Here is a 20,320-nt window from a genome sequence, read left to right as displayed (position 1 = left end):
CCGATGTTCTCGACGATCGCGCGCTTCGAGGCGCGTTACCAGTTGCGCAACCCGGTCTTCTGGGCTGCCACAATCCTCTTTTTCCTGCTGACCTTCGGGTGGACGACCGTCGAGTCGATCCGCCCGGTCAGCGGCAACACCTTCACCAACTCGCCCGTGGGCATTGCGCAGGTCACCCTGACCATGTCGATGTTCTTCATGTTCGTGACGACCGCGTTCGTCGGCAACGTAGTGGTGCGCGACGACGAGACCGGCTTCGGCCAGATCATCCGATCGACCAAAGTGGGTAAGCTGCCCTATCTGTTCGGCCGTTTCACCGGCGCCTTTTTCGGCGCCGCGGTCGCGTTTCTGGCGGTGCCGTTCGCGATCTGGCTCGGCACTTTCATGCCATGGGTCAATTCCGAGCTGATCGGGCCGAACCGGCTGGGCGACTATGCCTTCACCTATTTCGTCATAGCGCTGCCCAACCTGCTGATCACCTCCGCGATCTTTTTCGCCGTGGCCTGCTGGACGCGATCGGTCACCTATAGCTACCTGACCGTCATCGTCTTTATGTTCGCGTATTTCACGCTGACGGCGATGCTGCGCAAATTGCCAGACCTGTCGTTCGCATCCTATTTCGAGCCGTTCGGTTCGGTCGCCTATAGTCTTGGCGTCCGTTATCTGACACCGATCCAGCAGAACACGCAGTCGCTGGAACTGACCGGAATATTGCTCAGCCACCGGCTGGTGTGGATCGCGATCTCCATCGCCATCGTCGCCTTTGCGGTCGTCCGCTTCCGCTTCGCTGACCGGGGCATTTCGAAGGGCAAATACAAGCGCCAGGCGGCCAAGGCGAAGAAGCTCGCTGCGGTCCAGCCGATGCTGGTCGATCGCCTGCCCGATACGAAGCCGGAAGGTGCTGCCTGGCATCAGCTCATCACGCGCACGCTGCTCGAGATGAAGCTCGTGTTCAAGAGCCCGGCCTTCTGGGTGCTGGCGCTGGTCGGCTCGATCAACCTGTTCCTGACGCTCAGCCTCGCCGGCCGCATGTACGACGTGCCGATCTGGCCGCGCACCTATGCGATCATCGACACCGTGCGCGGCGCGTCGCTTCTGATCACGCTGCTGATGGCAATCTATTTCTCCGGCGAGGTGGTGTGGCGCGAGCGTGAGAAGCGCTTCGGTGACATCATCGATTCGACGCCGATTCCCAACTGGATCTTCCTCGTTTCCAAGCTGGCCGGCGTGGTCGGCGTGCTGGTCGCGCTCAGCGTCATCGTCGTGACGATCCAGGCGGTGGGTTATCAGCTTGCACGCGGCGTTCTCGATGTCGAGCCCGGCCAGTGGCTGAGTTGGTTCGTCATTCCCAGCACGCTTTACGTCATCCATCTCTCGGTGCTGGCGATCGTGCTTCAGGCGATCAGCCCCAACAAGTTCGTCGGCTGGGGGCTGATGCTGATCTATCTGGTGTCGACCACGGTTTTCGCCGGCCTCGGCCTCGATCATCCGCTGATCAACTATGCCGAAGCGCCGATGGCGCTGTCGGAGATGAATGGCGACGACTATATGGCTGCCAGTGCCTGGTGGCTGCGCGGCTACTGGACCGCGTTCGCGCTGATCCTGGTGGTTATCGGCCATCTGATGTGGCGCCGTGGCGGTACCACTACGCTAGGCGCACAGTGGCGCACGCTGCCGCTGCGCCTGCGCGGCGTGCCGCTGGCGCTACTGTTGGTCGCGGTGCTGACCACCGCCGGCATCGGCGGGTTCCTCTTCTACAATATGAACGTGCTCAACACGCGTCCCGACAAGGACAAGATGGAGGCGCACAACGCGCAATATGAAAAGGACTACGCCAAATATCTCGACCAGCCCGAACCGACGCTGAAGGACATCAAGCTCAACGTCGATCTGCGTCCGTCCCGGCGCTGGGTGCAGTTCGACGGCGAATATCGCTTCGTCAACGAGACGGATAAGCCGATCGAGCTGCTGCACGTCCGCATGAACGTGCCCGACTGGATGACGAAGGTGAGGTCGATGACCGTTCCCGGCGCGAAGTTGCAGACGGACGATGTCGACAATCTTCACAAGATCTATCGGTTCGAACGGCCGCTGCAGCCGGGCGCGAGCGGCACGCTGACCTTCCGCACCGTGATGGAACAACGCGGAATCAAGTCGCTGCCTACCAACAAGCAATATTGGGAGATCGACGTCCAGCCCGCGAGGAACGGCGCCTATCTCACCAATCTCGGCTTCGCACCGGCGCTGGGGATGAGCCGCGCCAATTTCCTGCAAGGCGCCACGCTGCGCAAGAAATACGGCCTTCCGCCAGAGACGCCGACGCCGTCGCTCGACGACAAGGCGGCGGTCATGCGCAGCTATGCCGGCGTCGATCGGGTCAATACCGATGTGACGGTATCGACCGACGCCGATCAGACGCTGGTCGCGACCGGTCAGGAAGTGTCGAACAAGGTGGTGGGCAACCGCCGCATCGCACGGTTCGTGTCGCCGATCCCGACGCTGAACTTCATCACGATCCAGTCGGGCCGTTATGCGGTCAAGTCGATCGACGTCGATGGCGTGAAGCTGAGCGTCTACTACCACCCCAAGCACCCGATGAACGTCGACCGCATGCTCGGCGTGGTGAAGGACTCGCTCCAATATTATCAGAAGAACTGGGGGCCCTATCAGTATAAATATTTCCGCGTGATCGAGCGCCCGGACTATGCGGGCACCGCGAACTCGGCGCCGGGCACGGTGGGCTATTCGGAACGGTTCGGCTTCACCGGCGACTTCCGCAACCCGAAGAATGTCGACTATCTCGCTTTCGTCACCGCGCATGAATATGGCCATCAATACTGGTTCCACCAGGTGATGCCGGGCGATGTCGAGGGCGCGGAGGTGCTCACCGAGACGCCGTCGCAATTTGGCGGGATCATGGTGATGAAGAAGCGCTACGGCCATGACGGGATGCGTCGCTTCCTGCAATATGAGCAGAGCGACTATCTGTCGGGCCGCCGTGCCGAAAAGGCGGAGGAACGCCCGCTCGCGCTGGTCAAGAAGCAGGGTTACATCCACTATTACAAGGGTTCGGTGGTGATGTATCTGCTCCAGGATCGCCTGGGCGAGGACCGCGTGAACGGCGTGCTGCGCAGCATCATCGAAAAATACCGCTTCCAGCCGCCGCCGTTCGCGCGCTCGGTGGATATGGTGAACGGCCTGCTCGGCATCGCCCGCAACGATCAGGAGCGGGAGCTGATCAAGGATCTGTTCTACCGCATCACGCTCTATGATCTGCGCGTGAAGACGGCGACGGTCCGCCAGCTCGCCAACGGCCAGTATGAAACGACGGTCACCGTGCATGGCGGCAAGGCCTATGCCGACGGCAAGGGCAACGAGAAGACCGCGCCGCTCGACGAACCGATCGATGTGGGCGTGTTCAGCCTGGATCCGTCGAACCTCGCCTTCGGCCGGCAGAATGTGCTCTCGATGAAGCGAGTTCCGATCCGCTCCGGCGAGCAGCAGGTGAAGATCGTGACGAAGGGCAAGCCGCTCTACGCCGGGGTCGATCCGTACCTCACCTATATCGACCGCAACCATAACGACAATGTGGTCTCCGTAACCCAGTGACCCGTTGGGCGGCCGGGTCCGGTTTCATCCGGGCCCGGCCAAATGCCGGCCCTGGTCCGTTCAGTCCGAGAGGTTTTCATGCGCCGCTTCTTCACCTCCGCCCTTCTCATCGGCACCGCGATGGCGGGCCTCGCGCCGCTCGGCGCGCAGGATGCGCAGCACCCCGCGGCGGCCGCCAAGTCCACGCCCGAAATCGGCGCCTTCGGCTTTGACGAGAGCGGCATGGACAGGTCGGTGAAGCCCGGCGACGATTTCTACGCTTATGCGGGTGGCGGCTGGGTGAAGAACACGCCGATGCCGGCCGACAAGGCAATGTACGGATCGTATCTTGTCATGCGCGACCTCACGAGCGAGCGGTTGCGCGGCATCATCCAGGGTACGCAGAACGATCCGTCGAGCAAGCTCGGCCGCGCCTATGCCGCCTATATGGACACCGCGAAGATCGAGGCGCTGGGCATGAAACCGGTTCAGCCCTGGCTCGCCCGGATCAAGGGTCTGAAAGACCGCAAGGGCTATTCGGCGCTGCTCGCGGAATCGATGCGGATGGGCATCAGCGGCCCTTATTTCCCGTGGGTATGGCCCGATGACCGGCAGCCCAAGCGCATGATCCTGAGCATCTGGCAGGATGGCACGGGCATGCCCGATCGCGACATGTATCTCTCGGACAAGCCGGCGTTCGCCAAGATGCGAGAGGCTTATGTCGCGCATCTCGGGCGCGTGCTGACGCTTGCCGGCGAGAGCGATGTCGAAGCCCGCGCCAAGGCGGTGATGGAGATGGAGACCGAGATCGCCAAGGTTCAGTGGACGCGCGTCGAAGCGAACGACGTCACGAAGACCTACAACAAGTTCACGCTTGCCCAGACCGCGCAATTCTCCACGCCGACGCTCGATATGCCGACAGTGATCAAGGCGGCGGTTCCCAATGTCAGCGAACTGATCGTCAGCCATCCGAGCGCAATGATCGGCATCGCCCGGATCATGGACAAGGCACCGGTCGAGGTGTTGCGCGATCAGATGACGGTGCGCAGCCTGATGGCTCTCGCGCCGGCCTTGCCGGACGCGGTCGAGGCCGAGCGCTTCGCCTTTTACGACAAGGTTATCAACGGCACGCCGGAGCGCGAGCCGCGCTGGCGGAAGGGCACGGCGCTGGTCAACGGCATGCTGCGCGACGAGGTCGCCCAGCTTTATGTGCAGCATTACTTCCCGCCCGAATACAAGGCGTCGATGACCGGTCTCGCCAACAATCTGCTGGCGGTCATGGGCGATCGCATCGGCCGGCTCGACTGGATGCAGCCGGTCACCAAGGCCAAGGCGCAGCAGAAGCTGAAAGGCTTCGTGGTCAGGGTCGGCTATCCCGACGCATTTCGCGACTATGCCGGGCTGGACGTGAAGGACGGCGATCTTTTCGGCAATGTCGTCCGGTCGAACCGTTTCGAATTCCTCTGGTCGATCGGCCGCCTCGACAAGCCGACGCAGCGATCCGACTGGTATTATTCTCCGCAGACGGTCAACGCCAATGCGAGCTGGAACCGGCTCGAAATAACATTCCCGGCCGCGTTCCTGCAGGCGCCGTCCTTCGATCCCAAGGCCGATCCGGCCGTGAACTACGGCGCGATCGGCGCGATCGCCGGGCACGAGATCAGTCATCATTTCGACGACAACGGCTCCAAGTTCAATGAAAAGGGGCTGCTTGAGAGCTGGTGGACGCCGGAGGATCTCAGAGCGTTCGAGAAGGCGAGCAAGGCGCTGATCGCGCAGTACGACGCCTATGAGCCGTTGCCGGGCGAACATATGAGCGGCCGGCTGACCCTTGGAGAGAATATCGGCGATCTCGCCGGCCTCACCATCGCTTACGACGCCTATCAGCGTTCGCTTGGCGGCAAGCCGGCGCCGGTGATCAACGGCTATACCGGCGATCAGCGCTTCTTCCTTGGCTGGGCGCAATTCTGGCGGGTGAAGCAGCGCGAGGGGCACCTCCGCCAGCAGCTGCTGACCGACACCCATTCGCCCGCGACGCAGCGCGCCTGGGTCGTCCGCAATCTCGACGCCTGGTATAAGGCGTTCGATGTCAAACCCGGCGACAAGCTGTATCTCGAGCCGTCCAAGCGCGTCAAAATCTGGTAGCGCAAATGATGCGGACACCGCTCTCGAAGATCCTGCCGGGCAGCCTCGTCTGGGACAATCACGCCTGCCTGCCGCTGCGGCCGGAAGACAGGCGCTTCCTGCCGCAACTCGAGCGGATGCGTGCGACCGGCGTGACCGTCGTCACCATCAATGCGGCGTTCGGCACGTTCGGCGGGGACCTTGCCGACGCCATGCTGGACAGCGTTCAGAACTGGGTGGCGGAACACCCCGATACGCTGATGCTGGTGAAGACGGCCGCCGATCTCGATGCTGCTCAGGCGAGCGGCAGGCTCGGCATCTGCTTCGATCTCGAAAGCATGACCGCGCTGGACGGCGATATCGGCAGGGTCGAGCATTTCTACGCGCGCGGCGTCCGCTGGATGCTGGGGACCTACAACACCGCCAATGCCGCCGGCGGCGGCTGCATGGAGGCGGATGAAGGGCTGACCGATTTCGGACGCAGCGTGATCGCGGAGATGAACCGGGTCGGCATGGTCGTGTGCGGCAGCCATTGCGGCTGTCGCACCGCGCGCGAGATGATCGACGCCTCGGCGTTGCCCATGATCTTCTCGCATTCGAACGCGCGCGTGGTGCACGATCATCCGCGCAACATCCCCGACGACCTGATCCGCGCCTGCGCCGAGCGGGGCGGAGTGATCGGCATCAACGGCTTCGGTCCGTTTCTCGGCGACAACGACGCCACCACCGCAGCCTATGCCGCGCATGTCGAGCATATGCTCGATCTGGTGGGCGACGATCATGTCGGCATCGCGCTGGACTATGTCTTCGATATGGACGAGCTGAACCACTATATCTCCGCCGATCCAGTGACCTTTCCGCCGGACATTTTTCCGCTCGGCGCGGAGATGGTCGAGCCCGAACGGCTGCCTGACATCGCACGGTTCATGCTCGATCGCGGATATAGCCGGGAGACGCTGGGCAAGCTCTTCGGCGGCAATCACCGGCGCATCGCCGAGACCGTCTGGAAATAGAAGAGCTAAGCCTAAGCCTTAGGCTTTACGCGTTGCGCTCGCCCCCAGTGGCGAGACAAAAGACGATAATCTTTACGGGGACGAGCAGCATGACATTCAGCACGATGGATCAGTTCAACCGCCGCGACCTCATCCGCGGCGCGGCCATGCTGGGGGCGGGAACCGCTCTGATGAGCCCGTTCGGCGCGCTTGCGCAGAAGAGCGGCTTTGCCGATGTGCGCAAGGCGGCGGAGGCCGGCAAGGAAGCGTCGGTCAAGCGCATCCGCGACTGGGTGGCACTGGATTCGATCGCCGCCGAGAACAAGAACATGCCCGAGGGCGCGGCCTATATGGCCGAGCTGATCAAACAGGCCGGTTTCCAGACCGCGGAAGTCGTGCCCACCAAGGGCCATCCCGGCGTGCTCGGCACACTCGATGCCGGCGCAAAGCGCACGCTGGGCCTCTACTTCATGTACGACGTGAAACAATATGACGCCGCCGAATGGACCTCGCCGCCGCTCGAGAGCCGGCTGGTGGAGCGCAAGGGGCTTGGCTCGGTGCTGATCGGGCGCGGCACCGCCAACCACAAGGGGCCGGAAGCGACTTTCCTCGCCGCACTCCATGCGATCCGCGCGGCGGGCCGCAAGCTGCCCGTCAACCTCGTATTGCTTTGCGAAGGCGAGGAAGAGATCGGCTCGCCGAACTTCCGCGAACTCGCGACCACGCCGAAGGTGCTTTCCGCGCTCAAGCGGTGCGAAGGGATCATGATGCCCACAGCCATGGCGGATCTGGAGGGCAATGCCGTGATCGAGCTGGGCGCCAAGGGCATCATCGAGCTGGAACTCGTCGCCAGCGGCGAGAAATGGGGCCGCGGTCCGCGCAAGGACGTGCATTCCAGCCTGAAAGCCGCGCTCGACTCCCCCGCTTGGCGGCTCGTCCAGGCGCTCCAGACCTTGGTCACGCCGGACGGCAACACGCCCGCGATCGACGGGTGGTTCGAGAATGTCCGCCCGCTGACCGACCGCGAGAAGTCGCTGATCCGCGAGGCCACCAAATATTCGAGCGAGGCGCAGATCAAGGAGGCGATGAGCTTCACCCACTGGATCGACAACCTGTCCTACGAAGACGCGATGATCCGCCTGATGCAGGAGCCCACGGTCAATATCGAGGGCCTGGTCGCGGGCTATACCGGGCCGGGCGGCAAGACCGTCCTGCCGGGCCGTGCGGTCGCGAAGCTCGATCTGCGGCTCGTGCCGAACCAGACGCGCACCGAGGCCATCGGCAAGCTGCGCGCGCATCTCGACAAGCGCGGCTTCAAGGATATCGAAATGAACGTCAGCGGCGGTTACGACCCGACCGAGACCAGCGAGACCAGTTCGCTCACCCGCGCCGAAGTGGCGACCTACCGCAAGCTGGGCGTGCGCCCCAGTCTCAGCCCGCGCCTGGCGGGAAGCTGGCCGGGCGGCACCTTCACCCAGCCGCCGGTCTCGGTGCCGGTCGGCCGCTTCGGCCTGGGCTATGGCGGCGCGGCGCACGCGCCCGACGAATTCTATCTGATCGACTCGGTCAATCCCAAGGCAGCGGGCCTGGTCGATGCCACGATGGGGCATGTGGAATTCCTCCACATGCTCGCATCGATCTGAGGGATCTGCGATGACTGAGGGGCTAAAGCCGCCCCTCAGCCGCCCCAGGTCGCGGTCAGCAGCCGTGCGAAATTGCCACCGAGGATCGCCTTGATATTGTCCTTGGAATAGCGGCGGCGCATCAGTTCCTCGGTCAGGTCGTAGACCCGGCGCGGATGGTCGAACCCATCGGTGTCGATCTTGTCGCGCCACAGATATTTGGGGCCGGTGATCTCCTTCATCGCCTTGCGCAGCTCGGCGGGCATGTCGTCATAGCCGTGCATGTCGAGGTCGCTGCCCAGCCCGACATGGTCCATGCCGATCAGTTTCACCGCATAGTCGAAATGGTCGACCAGCTGCTTGATCGTCGTCGGCTCCGTGCTGCTCACGAAGTTGCGGACGCCCGCAATGCCCATCACGCCGCCCTTGGCCGCACAGGCCTTGATCGCCTCGTCGGTTTTGAGCCGGGGATGGTTGGTGAGCGAACGGCAATTGCTGTGGGTGATCGCGATCGGCTTGCTGGAGGCGGCGATCGCGTCGAGCGTGGTGCGGTCGCCGCAATGCGACACGTCCACCAGCATGCCCACCTTGTGCATCTCCTCGATGATCACCGCACCATAGTCGGTCAGGCCGCCATCGGCCCGCTCGGTCGATCCCGAACCGAGGCGGTTCTGGCTGTTGTAGGTGAGCTGGGAGACCCGCTGGCCGACATCATAGAAGGTCTGCACATCCTCCTTCTTCCGGAAATGGTCGGCATTCTGCACGCCGATGATCACCGCCACCTTGCCATCGCGCTTGGCGCGCAGAATGTCGGCCATCTTGCTCACACCGGTCAGCACATGGCTGTTCACCGCGATATAATGGGTCCACATCATGTAGAAGGTCAGCACCATGTCGCGCGCGTCGGGACCACCGATGCCATTCGCGTGGTGTATCGCGGTGATGCCGCTGGAGCGGAATTCCGCCGCCAGCTTCTCGGTCATCGGTTCCGGCTTCTCGGCGATCTTGATCGGATGGAGCATGTCGATCACGAGTGACTGGTTGACCAGATCGACCACCTGCTTGGGATAGGCGCGCGGCGGATAGGCCGACGTCTGGGCCTGCACCGGCCGGCTGATATAAGGCGCGGCCGCCGCCGCCAGCGTGGCGCCCACCATTTGCCTGCGTGAGAAATCGGTCATCATGCGTCTCCCTTGTCGCGCCGTAATGGGTGACCATGCCGGCGCGAGACAACGCAATAAAGCTGGGGTCGAGCGCCAGATGTCCTAAGTGTCGTTCGGCTTGTTGAGCAGGCCCGCAGCCAGAAATCCGCCATCCACCGCCAGGATATGCCCCGTCACATAGCTGGCCCCCGGGCTTGCCAGATAGAGCGCGGCGTGCGCCACCTCTTCGGGCGTGCCGTAGCGGTCCATCGGGACCGCGCGGCGATAATTCTTGCGCGTCTCAGGCGAGTGCATCCGCTGGACCAGTTCGGTCTCGATCGCCCCGGGGGCGAGCGCGTTCACCGTCACGCTCTGCTCGGCCAACTCCACCGCGAGCACCTGTGTCAGGTTGATCACGCCACTCTTCGCCGCGCCATAGGCCGCGCGCGCGGTCCCGCCGCGCATCCCCGCGGTGGAGGAGAGCAGGACGATCCTGCCATAGCCCTTCGCGGCCATCACCCGCCCCGCGGCGCGCATGCAATAGAAGCTGCCGCTCAGATCGATGTCGATGATCCGCCGCCATTCCTCGTCGGTGGTGTCGAGGAAGCGCCGCTCCACGCCGACTCCCGCGCTGTGGACGAGCACGTCCAGCCCGCCGAACGTCTCGACGGTCCGGTCGATCATGGCCTGCACCTGTGCGGAATCCGTCACGTCCACGTCGATCGCAAGGGCCTCGCAGCCCATCGTGCGGAGATGCTCCACCTCGTGCGCAGCGGCCTCGCTGTTGCGGTCGGCCACCGCGACCTTCGCGCCCGCCTCGGCAAAGGCGCGCGCGATCGCGCGCCCGAGCCCGCTCGCGCCGCCGGTCACCAGCACCGCCTGCCCCGTGAAATCGTCCGCCATCGTCATCGGCTCCCCTCGGCGGCCATGGCGTCGCGCACGCGCACGAACGTCCCGATGGCCTGTGTGATCTGCTCCGGGCTGTGCTTCGCGCAGAGCTGGACGCGGATGCGCGCCTTGCCCTTGGGCACCACCGGATAGGAAAAGCCAGTGACGTAGATGCCCGCCTCCAGCAGCCGTGCCGCCATCTCCTGCGCCATGCGGTCGTCACCCAGCAGCACGGGGATGATGGGCGTCTCGCCCGGCGCGAGGTTGAAGCCCGCAGCCGTCATGCCTTCGCGGAACTGCTTGCGGTTTGCGGCGAGTTGCCGGCGCAGCGCCTCGCCCTCCGCCGAGCGCGCGATGCGGATCGCCTCCAGCGCAGCGCCGCACGTGGCGGGCGAAAGGCTGTTGGAAAACAGATAGGGCCGCGCGCGCTGGCGCAGCAAAGCGACGACCTCGCGCGCCGCGCAGATGAAACCACCCAGGCCGCCGCCCAGCGTCTTGCCGAAGGTGCCCGTCAATATGTCGATCCGGCCGTCCACTCCAAGCAGCGCGGGCGTCCCGCGCCCCTCCGGCCCCAGATGTCCGGTCGCGTGGCAGTCATCGACCATCACCAGCGCGCCATAGCGGTCGGCGAGCGCGGTGATCGCGGGCAGATCGGCGATGTGGCCGTCCATCGAGAACACGCCGTCGGTGGCAATCACGATGGTGCGCGCGCCCTCCGCCCGGGCGGCCTCGAGCTGCCGCTCCAGATCGGCCGTGTCGCCGGGCGCGAAGCGGTAGCGCTTGGCCTTGCTCAGCCGGATGCCGTCAATGATCGAGGCATGGTTGAGCGCGTCGGACACGATCGCGTCCTGCTCCTCGAACAGCGGTTCGAACACCGCGCCGTTCGCGTCGAAGCACGCGGCGAACAGGATCGCGTCCCCGAAGCCAAGGTAGCCGGCGAGCGCGGCTTCCAGCTCCTTGTGGATGCCCTGCGTTCCGCAGATGAACCGCGCCGCCGCCGCGCCCGAGCCCCAGCTTTGCATCGCCGCTGCCGCCGCGGCGACGATCCGCGGATCGGAGGCGAGCCCGAGATAGTTGTTGGCGCAGAAATTGATCGCGTCCGCGGTGCCGCCATCGGTGCGCGCGACGGTGATCTCCGGGCCCTGCGCGGAGAGCAGCACCCGCTCCGGCTTGGTCAGCCCAGCCGCTTCGATACCGGCCAAGGTCTCGCGCACACGATCAATAAACTGGGTCTCGCCGGTCATTCGCGTCACTCGTCATAAAAGAGAAAAACTGCGGCTGAGGCATAGAATCCCATGCCGCTCGCCTGGAATGGTGGGGGCTACATCAACTCTGGTGATAGAGTGGCTATAGTCTGAGCTATGTCAAATCAAGGTCGTTCCGCAAATATCGCAGCCCAAGAAGAGATAGAAATTCTGATTTATAACCCCAACATTTCTGGTTTGATGCGGATAGCGGATTTTAGGAAAGGAAGCGGGTGATTGCAGCCGGTGCCGCGAATTCGCGGATCGGCATTGACGAGAAGACGGTCGCGGATGACCGACAGGAGCAGAGCATGAAACTTTCACAGGAACGCATCGAGGAATTCCAGCAGAACGGATTTCTCATTCTTCCCGAGCTGTTCTCGGCCGAGGAGGTTGCGGAGATCCGCGCCGCGGCGGACCGCGTGTTCGCGCAGGACGTTCCCACCAACATCCGCGAGAAGAAGAGCAACGTCGTCCGCATGGCGACCGGCCTTCATCTGCGTGACGAGACCTTCGCGAAGGTCGTGCGTCACCCGCGCCTGATCGAGCCCGCGCAGCAGCTGCGCGGTGACGACCTCTACGTCCAGCAGGCCAAGATCAATGTGAAGGCCGCGTTCAACGGCGAGCAGTGGCAGTGGCACCAGGATTTCTCGACGCACCATCACGAGGATGGCGTGCCCGAGCCGCTGGCGCTCAACCTCCACATCTTCCTCGACGATGTGAACGAGTTCAACGGCCCGCTCCATTTCTTCAAGGGCTCGCAGAAGTTCGGCCATCTCGGCACGTGGCACGATACCGTGTCCACCAGCTGGCCGCTCTGGGTGATCGAGGAGAAGGATGTCCGCCGGGTTTCCGAAACCTGCGATCTCCAGTCGATCACCGGCAAGGCCGGCACTGCGCTTATCTTCGGTGACTGCATGCTGCACGGTTCGCCGCCCAACATGTCGCCCTGGAACCGCAGCATCTTCTCGATGATCGCGAACCCGGTCGCCAACGCGCTGACCAAGACCGACCGTGCCGATCACCAGCATCACCGCGACCTGACGCCGATCCGCCCGCTCGCCGACAATTGCCTGCTGGAGCAGATCGCCGCCTGATTTCGGCGGGTTTCGCAAAACGACTTGACGGGTGCGGCCCTTGGCGGCGCCGCATCCGCGCCCTCATTGAAGGATAGATAATGACGATGCTGGCACGGCGCCCCTGGGTTGGCGAGGGTAGTGAAAATCTCGTTCAGTCGGTCGCAGCGTCGATCGCGGGCAGCAGCGTCGATCAAGTCGATGCGCGCCTTGCCGAACTGATCGAGGAGAACCGCCAGATCCACGATGTCGGCTGCATCAATCTCAATCCCGCGACCAATACGATGAATCCGCGCGCCGAGGCGCTGCTCGCCAGCGGCATCGGCACGCGCCCGTCGCTCGGTTATCCCGGCGACAAATACGAGATGGGGCTGGAGGCGATCGAGCAGATCGAGATCCTCGCCGCCGAAGTGACCGCCGAAATGTTCGGCGCGCGCTATGCGGAAATCCGCGTCAATTCGGGTGCAATGGCCAATCTCTATGCCTTCATGGCCACTTGCAAACCCGGCGATTCCATCATCGCGCCGCCTGGCTCGATCGGCGGCCACGTCACCCATCATATGCCGGGCGCGGCCGGCCTCTACGGCCTGAACGTCCACAGCGCGCCCATCGATGCCGACAATTACACCGTCGACGTCGCCGCGCTGGCGGACCTCGCGCGTCACGTGAAGCCCAAGCTCATCACCATCGGCGGCAGCGTCAATCTGTGGCGGCACCCGATCAAGGAAATCCGCGCCATCGCGGACGAGGTCGGCGCCTATGTGCTGTTCGACGCCGCGCATATCTGCGGCATGATCGTCGGCCATGAGTGGCAGCAGCCGCTCGAGGAAGGCGCGCATCTGCTCGGCTGCAGCGCCTATAAGAGCCTCGGCGGACCGCCCTCCGGCCTGCTGGTGACCAACGACGCCGCGCTGGCCGAGCGGATCGAGGCGATCGCCTACCCGGGACTTACCGCGAACTTCGATGCCGCCAAAACCGCGTCGCTCGCGCTCGCGCTGCTCGACTGGAAGGCTTACGGGCCCGCCTATGCCAAGGAAATGCGCGAGAGCGCCCAGGCGCTGGCGCGCAGTCTGGACGAGCGCGGCATTCCCGTGTTCGGCAAGGCGCGCGGCTTCACGGAGTCGCAGCAGCTCGTTGTCGAGGCCGCCTCCTTCGGCGGCGGCCACACCGCGGCCAAGAAGCTGCGCGAGGCCAATATCCTCACCTCGGGCATCGGCCTGCCGATCGATCCGGTCGAGGGCGATTTCAACGGCCTCCGCCTCGGTACGCCCGAGATCGTCCGCTGGGGCATGACCGCGACCGACATGCCCGAACTCGCCGACCTGATCGTGGCGGGCCTGACCGGCAACGACGCAGCCGCGACCGCCGTACGCGCCACCGCGTTCCGCAAGCGCTTCGACACGCTGCACTTCATTCGCGATTGAGTCTCCCAAAGCCGTGAACCCGAACACGGGCACGGCATCGGGTAAGGCTGTCGCCCAACAGAGCGGATCCGGTTCAGTCCGAACCGGATCCGCTCTGAATTTTCCTCTGTTTTCTGTGATTTAGCTTTGCGGGCCTGCGGCTCCCAGCCGGCAGATGATTCCATCTGCCTCGAAATCGCTCTAGCCGTCCAATTCCGCCTGTGCTTGCGCCTGACTGGGCTGGGCCTGTTCGACCAGCCAGTTGACGAAGTTCTGCGCCGCGTCCGACAGCGGCGTGGCAGACTTGGTCAGCAGGTAGAATTGGTTGCTTGAGGGCACACGGCGTTCGGAGAGCGCGACCAGCCGTCCATCCGCGATCAGGTCGCCCACCAGCGACGTATGCCCCATCATGAAGCCGCGCCCCTGCAGCGTGGCCTCCACCGTCATCGAATAAAGCGAGAAGGTCTGCGTGTTGAGCGTGGGCGGTTCGGTCTGGCCGGTGCGACCGAGCCAGTCGGTGAAATCATGCTGCCAGTAGAGATCAACCATCAGCGGTGCGCCCACCGGCAGGCCGCGTTCGTCCACCTCGGCGGTTTCCATAAGCTTGGGGCTGGCCACCGGCACGATCTCGTCGAAGAACAATTCGGTCTGGTCGAGGCCGGGGAAAGGCGGGCGGCCCCAGCGGATCGCGATGTCGAAATTCGAGGTGCGCAGGTCGATGATCGCGGGATCGGCCCAGATCTCGACATTCGCGCCGGTGTCCAGCGTGTGGAAATGCTCCATCTTCGGGCCGAGCCAGAGCTGCGCGAGCGCGGGCAGGATCGTGATGCGCACGGTCTTGTTGCTGCCGCTGGAGGTCACCTCGCGCGTGGCCGCGATGATCTGCTCCAACGCGGGCGTCAGACGCTGGGCATAGCGTTTGCCCGCCTCGGTCAGCTTCACGCCGCGGGGATAACGCTCGAACAGGTTGATCTGAAGGAAGGATTCCAGCGCCTTGATCCGCTGGCTCACCGCGCCGGGCGTCACGCCCAGCCGCAGGGCCGCCAGTGCGAAGCTTTCGGTCGCGGCGGTTTCGGTGAACACGCGCAGCCAGTCGAGATTGGGCGTCTCTCGCAACATTAGGACATCTGTTCCTCAGGCCTAAGAATAGTGGTTTGCGGAACCCCCGAAAATTCTGGAGGAACTGGCGGGACAAGAGCGACTATAAATTGATGTGACACCGGGGCAAGCCGGGATCGCGCTTCCGCGAAGGGATGTCGCGCTCTGCCGTCCGCGTGCGTCCGCCAAGCCGTATCAGAGGGGGACGCCAGCATGATTTTCGGGCGCATCAAGCCGGTCGATGCGATCATCCGCACCGCCGAGAAAAGGGCGCTGATCCGCAGCCTCGGCCTGGGCCAGCTCATCCTGCTCGGCGTTGGCGCCACCATCGGCACCGGCATCTTCGTGCTCACCGCCGCCGCCTCGCAAAAGGCGGGGCCGGGCATGCTGGTCAGCTTCGTCATCGCGGGCGTCATTTGCGCGCTCGCCGCGCTCTGCTATTCGGAACTTGCGGCGATGGTCCCGGTTTCGGGCTCGGCCTATACCTATAGCTATGCGGTGATCGGCGAACTGCTCGCCTGGATGGTGGGCTGGGCGCTGGTGCTCGAATATGCGGTATCGGCCAGCGCGGTCTCGGTCGGCTGGTCCGGCTATTTCATGGGGCTGGTGGAAAGCGTCACCGGCATTTCCCTGCCCCAGGCGCTGTCGCGCGGGCCGGTCTGGTCGATGAACGGCATGCTGCCCAGCCCGGACCTCACCCATGGCGTGATCAATCTGCCCGCCTTCCTGATCGCGCTGGCGGTCACCGGGCTGCTGGTGCTCGGCACGCGCGAGAGCGCCCGCTTCAACGCCATCTTCGTCGTGGTGAAGATCGCCGCGCTCACCGCCTTTGTCGCGCTCACCATTCCCGTGCTCGACACCGGCAATTTCTCGCCCTTCGCGCCCAATGGCTGGTTCGGCACGGGGGAGACGCATGGCATCGGCATCGTCGGCGCCGCGGCCTCGATCTTCTTCGCTTATATCGGTTTCGACGCGGTCTCCACTGCTGCGGAGGAAACCAAGAACCCGCAGCGCAACGTGCCGCTGGCGCTCATCGGCAGCCTCGCGATCTGCACGATCTTCTATGTGGCGGTGGCCGTCGGCGCGATCGGCGCGATCGGCGCGCAGCCGGTGTCGGGGCCGGACGGCGCGGCGGTGATGCCGGGCTCGGCCGGCTTCGTCGAGGCCTGCCTGCTCCCCTCCAACCGCGAGGCGCTGGTCTGTTCGAACGAGGCGTTGGCGCATGTGCTGCGCGCGATCAACTGGCCAGTCATGGGCAATGCGATCGGCCTGATCGCCAATCTCGCGCTGCCTTCAGTCGTGCTGATGATGATGTATGGCCAGACACGAATCTTCTTCGTGATGGCGCGGGATGGTCTGCTGCCCGAGAAGCTCGCGCGCATCCATCCGCGCTTCGGCACGCCGCATATCGTGACGATGGTCACCGGCGTGTTCGTGGCGACCGTGGCGGCGGTGCTGCCGATCGGCCAGTTGGCGGACATCTCCAATTCCGGCACGCTGTTCGCCTTTTTCATGGTCGCGATCGCCGTGCTGGTGATGCGAATCCGCGAGCCGAACCGGAAGCGGCCGTTCCGCGCGCCGCTGATCTGGATCGTCGCGCCCGCGGCGATCGGCGGGTGCCTGTTCCTGTTCGCAAACCTGCCCGTCGACGCCCAGCTCGTGCTGCCCATCTGGGGCGGGCTCGGGCTGATCATCTACTTCCTCTACGGCTATCGCCGCAGCCATGTCGGCCGCGGACTGGTCGAGGTCCATGAGCAGGACGCCGACGCGCCTCCGCATCTGAAGGATATCGCATGAGCCAGTCGCTTCGCTCCGCCACGCTCGACATCGACCTGTCGGCGTTGCGCCACAATCTCGATCTGGTCCGCGATCTGGCGGGCGAGCGCGAAATCATCGCGTCGATCAAGGCGAATGCCTATGGCTTCGGCGCGGTGGAGATCAGCGGCGCGCTCGTGGATGCAGGCGTGCGCAAGCTGTGGACCGGCAATTTCGACGAGGCTGTGGAAATTCGCCAGGCGGGGATCGACGCCGAAATCCTGCTGTTCGGCGGCGCGGAGCCGCAGCATATGCCCGCCTTCCTCGCCTACGACCTCCAGCCCACGGTGTTCGAGGAGCGTTCGATCGCCGCGGCGGAGCAGGCGGCCGACGCACTGGGCACGCGCGCGCCGGTCTGGGTGAAGGTCGATTCCGGTCTCGGCCGGCTGGGCGTGCCGGTGGCCGACGCACTCCCCCTCATCCGGCGCATCGCGGACAGCCCCGCGCTCGATCTGCGCGGCGTCTACACGCACCTCCCCTTCGGCACGGCAGACGGCAAGGCCTGGGCCCTGGAACGCTATGCCCGCTTTCAGCAGCTCCTCGCCGATCTGGCCGAGACAAGGATCGAGGTGCCCGTCACCCAGGTCTGGGGCTCCTCGGGCGTGCTCGCCGAATTGCCGGACGCCACCAACGCGGTCTGCGTCGGCCATGCACTCTATGGACTGACGCCGCTCGACGCGGGCGTCGGCCCCGCGCGCGATTTTCGCCCGCTGATCCGCTCGCTCTCCGCCGCGGTCGTCCGCGCCCAGGCGGCCGCCTCGTCGGGCGGCTATGCGGGCGGGACGGTGAAGAGCCCGGCCAGCGTCGCCATCGGTCTGGGCGACGGGTTGCGCAAGGCGGTCCCCGGCACGTCGCCCGAAATCATCATGAACGGCGCGCGCGTGCCAGTGACCGCCTTCACGCTGGAGCATCTGATGATCGACGCCGGCGGCGCTGACCCTGCGCTGTTCGATCGCGCGACGATCATCGGACCGGACATCACGCTGGACGACTGGGCGCGCTGGACGGGATCGACCCCGCTGGAATTGATGATGTCGCTCTCGGGCAGGATACCGGCCTTCTACGCGAAATAGATGATCTCACCCGATGCACGGGATGTGCGCGGCTTCCGTGACGGAAAGGATCAGAATTGCTTACTCTGTGCGCCAGCATTTGTTGTTTGCCGAACCCCGCGCGAATGATTTCAGATGCCCGCCAACGAAACAATGGCGCCGGCAAGGCGGCCGACCAGGGGAGCATTTCAGCGTGAGCATGAAAAGATTTGGTATCTGCCCGACTTTGTGTGCGCTGCTGTTGCAGGCGTGCAGCATGGTCCCGGACGGCCCGGCCGCAGTCGATCAGGCGCGGCTGCTCGCCGCCGCCCAGGATCCGGCCAACTGGATGACGCATGGCGGCACCTTCGAGGAACAGCGCTACAGCGCGCTCGACCAGATCAACGCGAGCAATGTCGGCCAGCTCGGCCTCGACTGGTCGTTCGAGTTCGACACCAATCGCGGCCAGGAAGCGACCCCGATCGTCGTCGACGGCGTCCTCTATGTCTCCACCGCCTGGTCCCGCGTCTATGCGATCGACGGACGTACGGGAAAGGAACTGTGGCGCTTCGATCCCGAAGTGCCCGGCGAGGACGCCATCAAATCCTGCTGCGACGTCGTCAACCGCGGCGTCGCAGTGTGGAAGGGCAAGGTCTATGTCGGCACCATCGACGGCCGCCTGATCGCGATCGACGCCAAGACCGGCAAGCAGCTTTGGTCGGTGCTCACCGTCGACAAGTCCAAGCCCTATGTGATCACCGGCGCGCCGCGCATCTTCAAGGACAAGGTGATCATCGGCAATGGCGGCGGCGAACTCGGCGTGCGCGGCTTCGTGACCGCCTACGACACCGAGACGGGCAAACAAGCCTGGCGCTTCTACACCGTGCCCGGCGACCCGTCGAAGGGCGCGGACCGCGCCGCCTCCGACTCCGCCATGACGATGGCCGCAAAAACCTGGTTCGGCCGCTGGTGGGAAATGGGCGGCGGGGGCACCGCCTGGGACTCGCTGGTCTACGACCCCGACTATGATCAGGTGCTGATCGGCGTCGGCAACGGCTCACCCTGGAACCGCAAGGTCCGCTCGGACGGCAAGGGCGACAATCTCTTCCTCTCCTCGATCGTGGCGGTGGATGCCGACACCGGCCGCTACAAATGGCATTATCAGGCGTCGCCCGGCGACAGCTGGGACTATACCAACACCCAGCAGATCATGCTCGCCACGCTCCCGATCGAGGGCAAGGCGCGCAAGGTGTTGATGCAGGCGCCCAAGAACGGCTTCTTCTACGTGCTCGACCGCGAGAACGGAAAGCTCCTGTCCGCCAAGCCCTTCGCGAAGCAGAGCTGGGTGGAGAGCGTCGACATGAAGACCGGCCGGCCAGTGATGAGCGCCAACGCCTATTATGAGGAGGGCGTGAAGATAATCGAGCCCTCCTCGGTCGGCGGGCACAACTGGCAGCCCATGTCCTACAGTCCGCGGACCGGGCTGGTCTATATCCCCACGGTCCAGTGGAGCCTGACCTTCGCGCAGGACAAGGCATTCAAATACAAGCCCGGCCATCTGAACATCGGCGCGCAGATCGGCGGCAATCCCGCCGAGCCGATGGGCACCGGCGCGCTCGTCGCCTGGGATCCGATCCGGCAGCGCGAGGTCTGGCGCGTGCCCCAGCCCGAGATGATCAACGGCGGCACCGTCGCCACCGCAGGCGATCTCGTCTTCACGGGCAACGCGCATGGCGAATTTACCGCCTTCCGCGCGAAGGACGGCGCGAAGCTGTGGACCTTCAAGCAGCCTGCCGGGATCATGGCCGGGCCGGTCAGCTACAGCATAGACGGCGTGCAATATATCGCGGTGGTCGTCGGCAAGGGCGGCGGCGCGATGGGCATTCAGGATGCCAACCGCCCGCGCTTCCGCCAGCCCAACGGACGGCTGTTCGTCTTCAAGCTGGGCGGCAAGGGAGCCATGCCCGAATATGATCTCACGCTGCCGCCCGCCAATCCGCCGGCGCAGCTTTTCCCCGCAGCGATGGTTGCGGCGGGCGGCCTCACCTACGGCGAATATTGCGCGCGCTGCCACGAGGGCGTCGCCGCGCCCGATCTGCGCCGGGCGAACGCACTGGCCGACAGGGACATCTGGAAGAGCGTCGTGATCGACGGCGCGCTGACCGCCAGCGGCATGGTGAGCTTCTCGCGCTGGATCACGCCCGACCAGGCCGAACAGATCCGCGGCTATGTGGCGGAAGAGGCGCGGACGCTGGAGAAGACCGAGAAGAAATGACCCGCGCCCCCGGCGCGAGGCC

At 64.6% G+C, this 20,320-nt stretch carries 13 protein-coding genes; 9 read left to right on the top strand and 4 right to left on the bottom strand.

Annotated features, from left to right (window positions below; genetic code table 11):
- Window positions 1-3: 3 nt before the first annotated feature.
- From AC3WN8_RS07875 to AC3WN8_RS07860, 4 genes are all read left to right on the top strand, one after another.
- Window positions 4-3,609 carry an ABC transporter permease/M1 family aminopeptidase gene (locus AC3WN8_RS07875; protein WP_492668852.1) on the top strand — a complete coding sequence of 1,202 codons (3,606 nt, stop codon included), beginning with the start codon at window positions 4-6 and terminating at the stop codon, window positions 3,607-3,609.
- Window positions 3,610-3,687: 78 nt separating this feature from the next.
- The gene (locus AC3WN8_RS07870) at window positions 3,688-5,733 is read left to right on the top strand and encodes a M13 family metallopeptidase (RefSeq protein WP_492668851.1); all 2,046 of its coding nucleotides are present in this window, start codon (window positions 3,688-3,690) and stop codon (window positions 5,731-5,733) included.
- An 8-nt stretch (window positions 5,734-5,741) separates the two neighbouring features.
- Window positions 5,742-6,725 carry a dipeptidase gene (locus tag AC3WN8_RS07865; protein WP_492668850.1) on the top strand — a complete coding sequence of 328 codons (984 nt, stop codon included), beginning with the start codon at window positions 5,742-5,744 and terminating at the stop codon, window positions 6,723-6,725.
- Between the two features lie 89 nt (window positions 6,726-6,814).
- The gene (locus tag AC3WN8_RS07860) at window positions 6,815-8,347 is read left to right on the top strand and encodes a M20/M25/M40 family metallo-hydrolase (RefSeq protein WP_492668849.1); all 1,533 of its coding nucleotides are present in this window, start codon (window positions 6,815-6,817) and stop codon (window positions 8,345-8,347) included.
- A 35-nt stretch (window positions 8,348-8,382) separates the two neighbouring features.
- Here AC3WN8_RS07860 and AC3WN8_RS07855 read toward each other — a convergent pair whose 3' ends face one another.
- The 3 genes from AC3WN8_RS07855 to AC3WN8_RS07845 form a co-directional block, all read right to left on the bottom strand.
- On the bottom strand, window positions 8,383-9,507 hold the full coding sequence (locus tag AC3WN8_RS07855; protein ID WP_492668848.1) for a dipeptidase: 1,125 nt from the start codon (window positions 9,505-9,507) through the stop codon (window positions 8,383-8,385).
- Between the two features lie 84 nt (window positions 9,508-9,591).
- Entirely contained in the window at window positions 9,592-10,377 is a 786-nt protein-coding gene (locus AC3WN8_RS07850) for an SDR family NAD(P)-dependent oxidoreductase (protein WP_492668847.1), read from the bottom strand.
- Complete coding sequence (locus tag AC3WN8_RS07845) at window positions 10,374-11,600, bottom strand: glycine C-acetyltransferase (RefSeq protein WP_492668846.1); 1,227 nt, start codon at window positions 11,598-11,600, stop codon at window positions 10,374-10,376. Before AC3WN8_RS07845 ends, AC3WN8_RS07850 begins: the two co-directional genes overlap by 4 nt.
- 311 nt (window positions 11,601-11,911) lie before the next feature.
- Here AC3WN8_RS07845 and AC3WN8_RS07840 point away from each other — a divergent pair, with 311 nt between their 5' ends.
- Window positions 11,912-12,697 (top strand): phytanoyl-CoA dioxygenase family protein, encoded by a 786-nt coding sequence (locus tag AC3WN8_RS07840; RefSeq protein WP_492668845.1) that lies wholly within the window; start codon window positions 11,912-11,914, stop codon window positions 12,695-12,697.
- 80 nt (window positions 12,698-12,777) lie between these two features.
- On the top strand, window positions 12,778-14,100 hold the full coding sequence (gene glyA, locus AC3WN8_RS07835) for a serine hydroxymethyltransferase (RefSeq protein ID WP_492668844.1): 1,323 nt from the start codon (window positions 12,778-12,780) through the stop codon (window positions 14,098-14,100).
- A gap of 180 nt (window positions 14,101-14,280) precedes the next feature.
- Here glyA and AC3WN8_RS07830 read toward each other — a convergent pair whose 3' ends face one another.
- The gene (locus AC3WN8_RS07830) at window positions 14,281-15,198 is read right to left on the bottom strand and encodes a LysR substrate-binding domain-containing protein (RefSeq protein WP_492668843.1); all 918 of its coding nucleotides are present in this window, start codon (window positions 15,196-15,198) and stop codon (window positions 14,281-14,283) included.
- 192 nt (window positions 15,199-15,390) lie between these two features.
- Here AC3WN8_RS07830 and AC3WN8_RS07825 point away from each other — a divergent pair, with 192 nt between their 5' ends.
- From AC3WN8_RS07825 to AC3WN8_RS07815, 3 genes are all read left to right on the top strand, one after another.
- A complete protein-coding gene (locus tag AC3WN8_RS07825; protein ID WP_492668842.1) occupies window positions 15,391-16,974 on the top strand; it encodes an amino acid permease in 1,584 nt (527 codons plus the stop codon).
- On the top strand, window positions 16,971-18,065 hold the full coding sequence (gene alr, locus AC3WN8_RS07820) for an alanine racemase (protein WP_492668841.1): 1,095 nt from the start codon (window positions 16,971-16,973) through the stop codon (window positions 18,063-18,065). Before AC3WN8_RS07825 ends, alr begins: the two co-directional genes overlap by 4 nt.
- A 178-nt stretch (window positions 18,066-18,243) precedes the next feature.
- Window positions 18,244-20,298, top strand: coding sequence for a PQQ-dependent dehydrogenase, methanol/ethanol family (locus AC3WN8_RS07815; RefSeq protein ID WP_492668994.1), 2,055 nt, complete (start codon window positions 18,244-18,246; stop codon window positions 20,296-20,298).
- Window positions 20,299-20,320: the final 22 nt, after the last annotated feature.

Source organism: Sphingobium sp. FW305-3-2-15-F-TSA7 (genome assembly GCF_058787155.1).
The sequence above is the reverse complement of the archived record's forward strand: the minus strand, read 5'-3'. Positions and strand labels throughout refer to the sequence as shown.

Coding starts and splice junctions, on each gene's coding strand:
- AC3WN8_RS07825 (WP_492668842.1), top strand. CDS start 15,391: ATGATTTTCGGGCGCATCAAGCCGGTCGATGCGATCATCCGCACCGCC.
- AC3WN8_RS07855 (WP_492668848.1), bottom strand. CDS start 9,507: ATGACCGATTTCTCACGCAGGCAAATGGTGGGCGCCACGCTGGCGGCG.
- AC3WN8_RS07860 (WP_492668849.1), top strand. CDS start 6,815: ATGACATTCAGCACGATGGATCAGTTCAACCGCCGCGACCTCATCCGC.
- AC3WN8_RS07840 (WP_492668845.1), top strand. CDS start 11,912: ATGAAACTTTCACAGGAACGCATCGAGGAATTCCAGCAGAACGGATTT.
- AC3WN8_RS07845 (WP_492668846.1), bottom strand. CDS start 11,600: ATGACCGGCGAGACCCAGTTTATTGATCGTGTGCGCGAGACCTTGGCC.
- alr (WP_492668841.1), top strand. CDS start 16,971: ATGAGCCAGTCGCTTCGCTCCGCCACGCTCGACATCGACCTGTCGGCG.
- AC3WN8_RS07875 (WP_492668852.1), top strand. CDS start 4: ATGTTCTCGACGATCGCGCGCTTCGAGGCGCGTTACCAGTTGCGCAAC.
- AC3WN8_RS07865 (WP_492668850.1), top strand. CDS start 5,742: ATGCGGACACCGCTCTCGAAGATCCTGCCGGGCAGCCTCGTCTGGGAC.
- AC3WN8_RS07870 (WP_492668851.1), top strand. CDS start 3,688: ATGCGCCGCTTCTTCACCTCCGCCCTTCTCATCGGCACCGCGATGGCG.
- glyA (WP_492668844.1), top strand. CDS start 12,778: ATGACGATGCTGGCACGGCGCCCCTGGGTTGGCGAGGGTAGTGAAAAT.
- AC3WN8_RS07830 (WP_492668843.1), bottom strand. CDS start 15,198: ATGTTGCGAGAGACGCCCAATCTCGACTGGCTGCGCGTGTTCACCGAA.
- AC3WN8_RS07850 (WP_492668847.1), bottom strand. CDS start 10,377: ATGACGATGGCGGACGATTTCACGGGGCAGGCGGTGCTGGTGACCGGC.
- AC3WN8_RS07815 (WP_492668994.1), top strand. CDS start 18,244: ATGAAAAGATTTGGTATCTGCCCGACTTTGTGTGCGCTGCTGTTGCAG.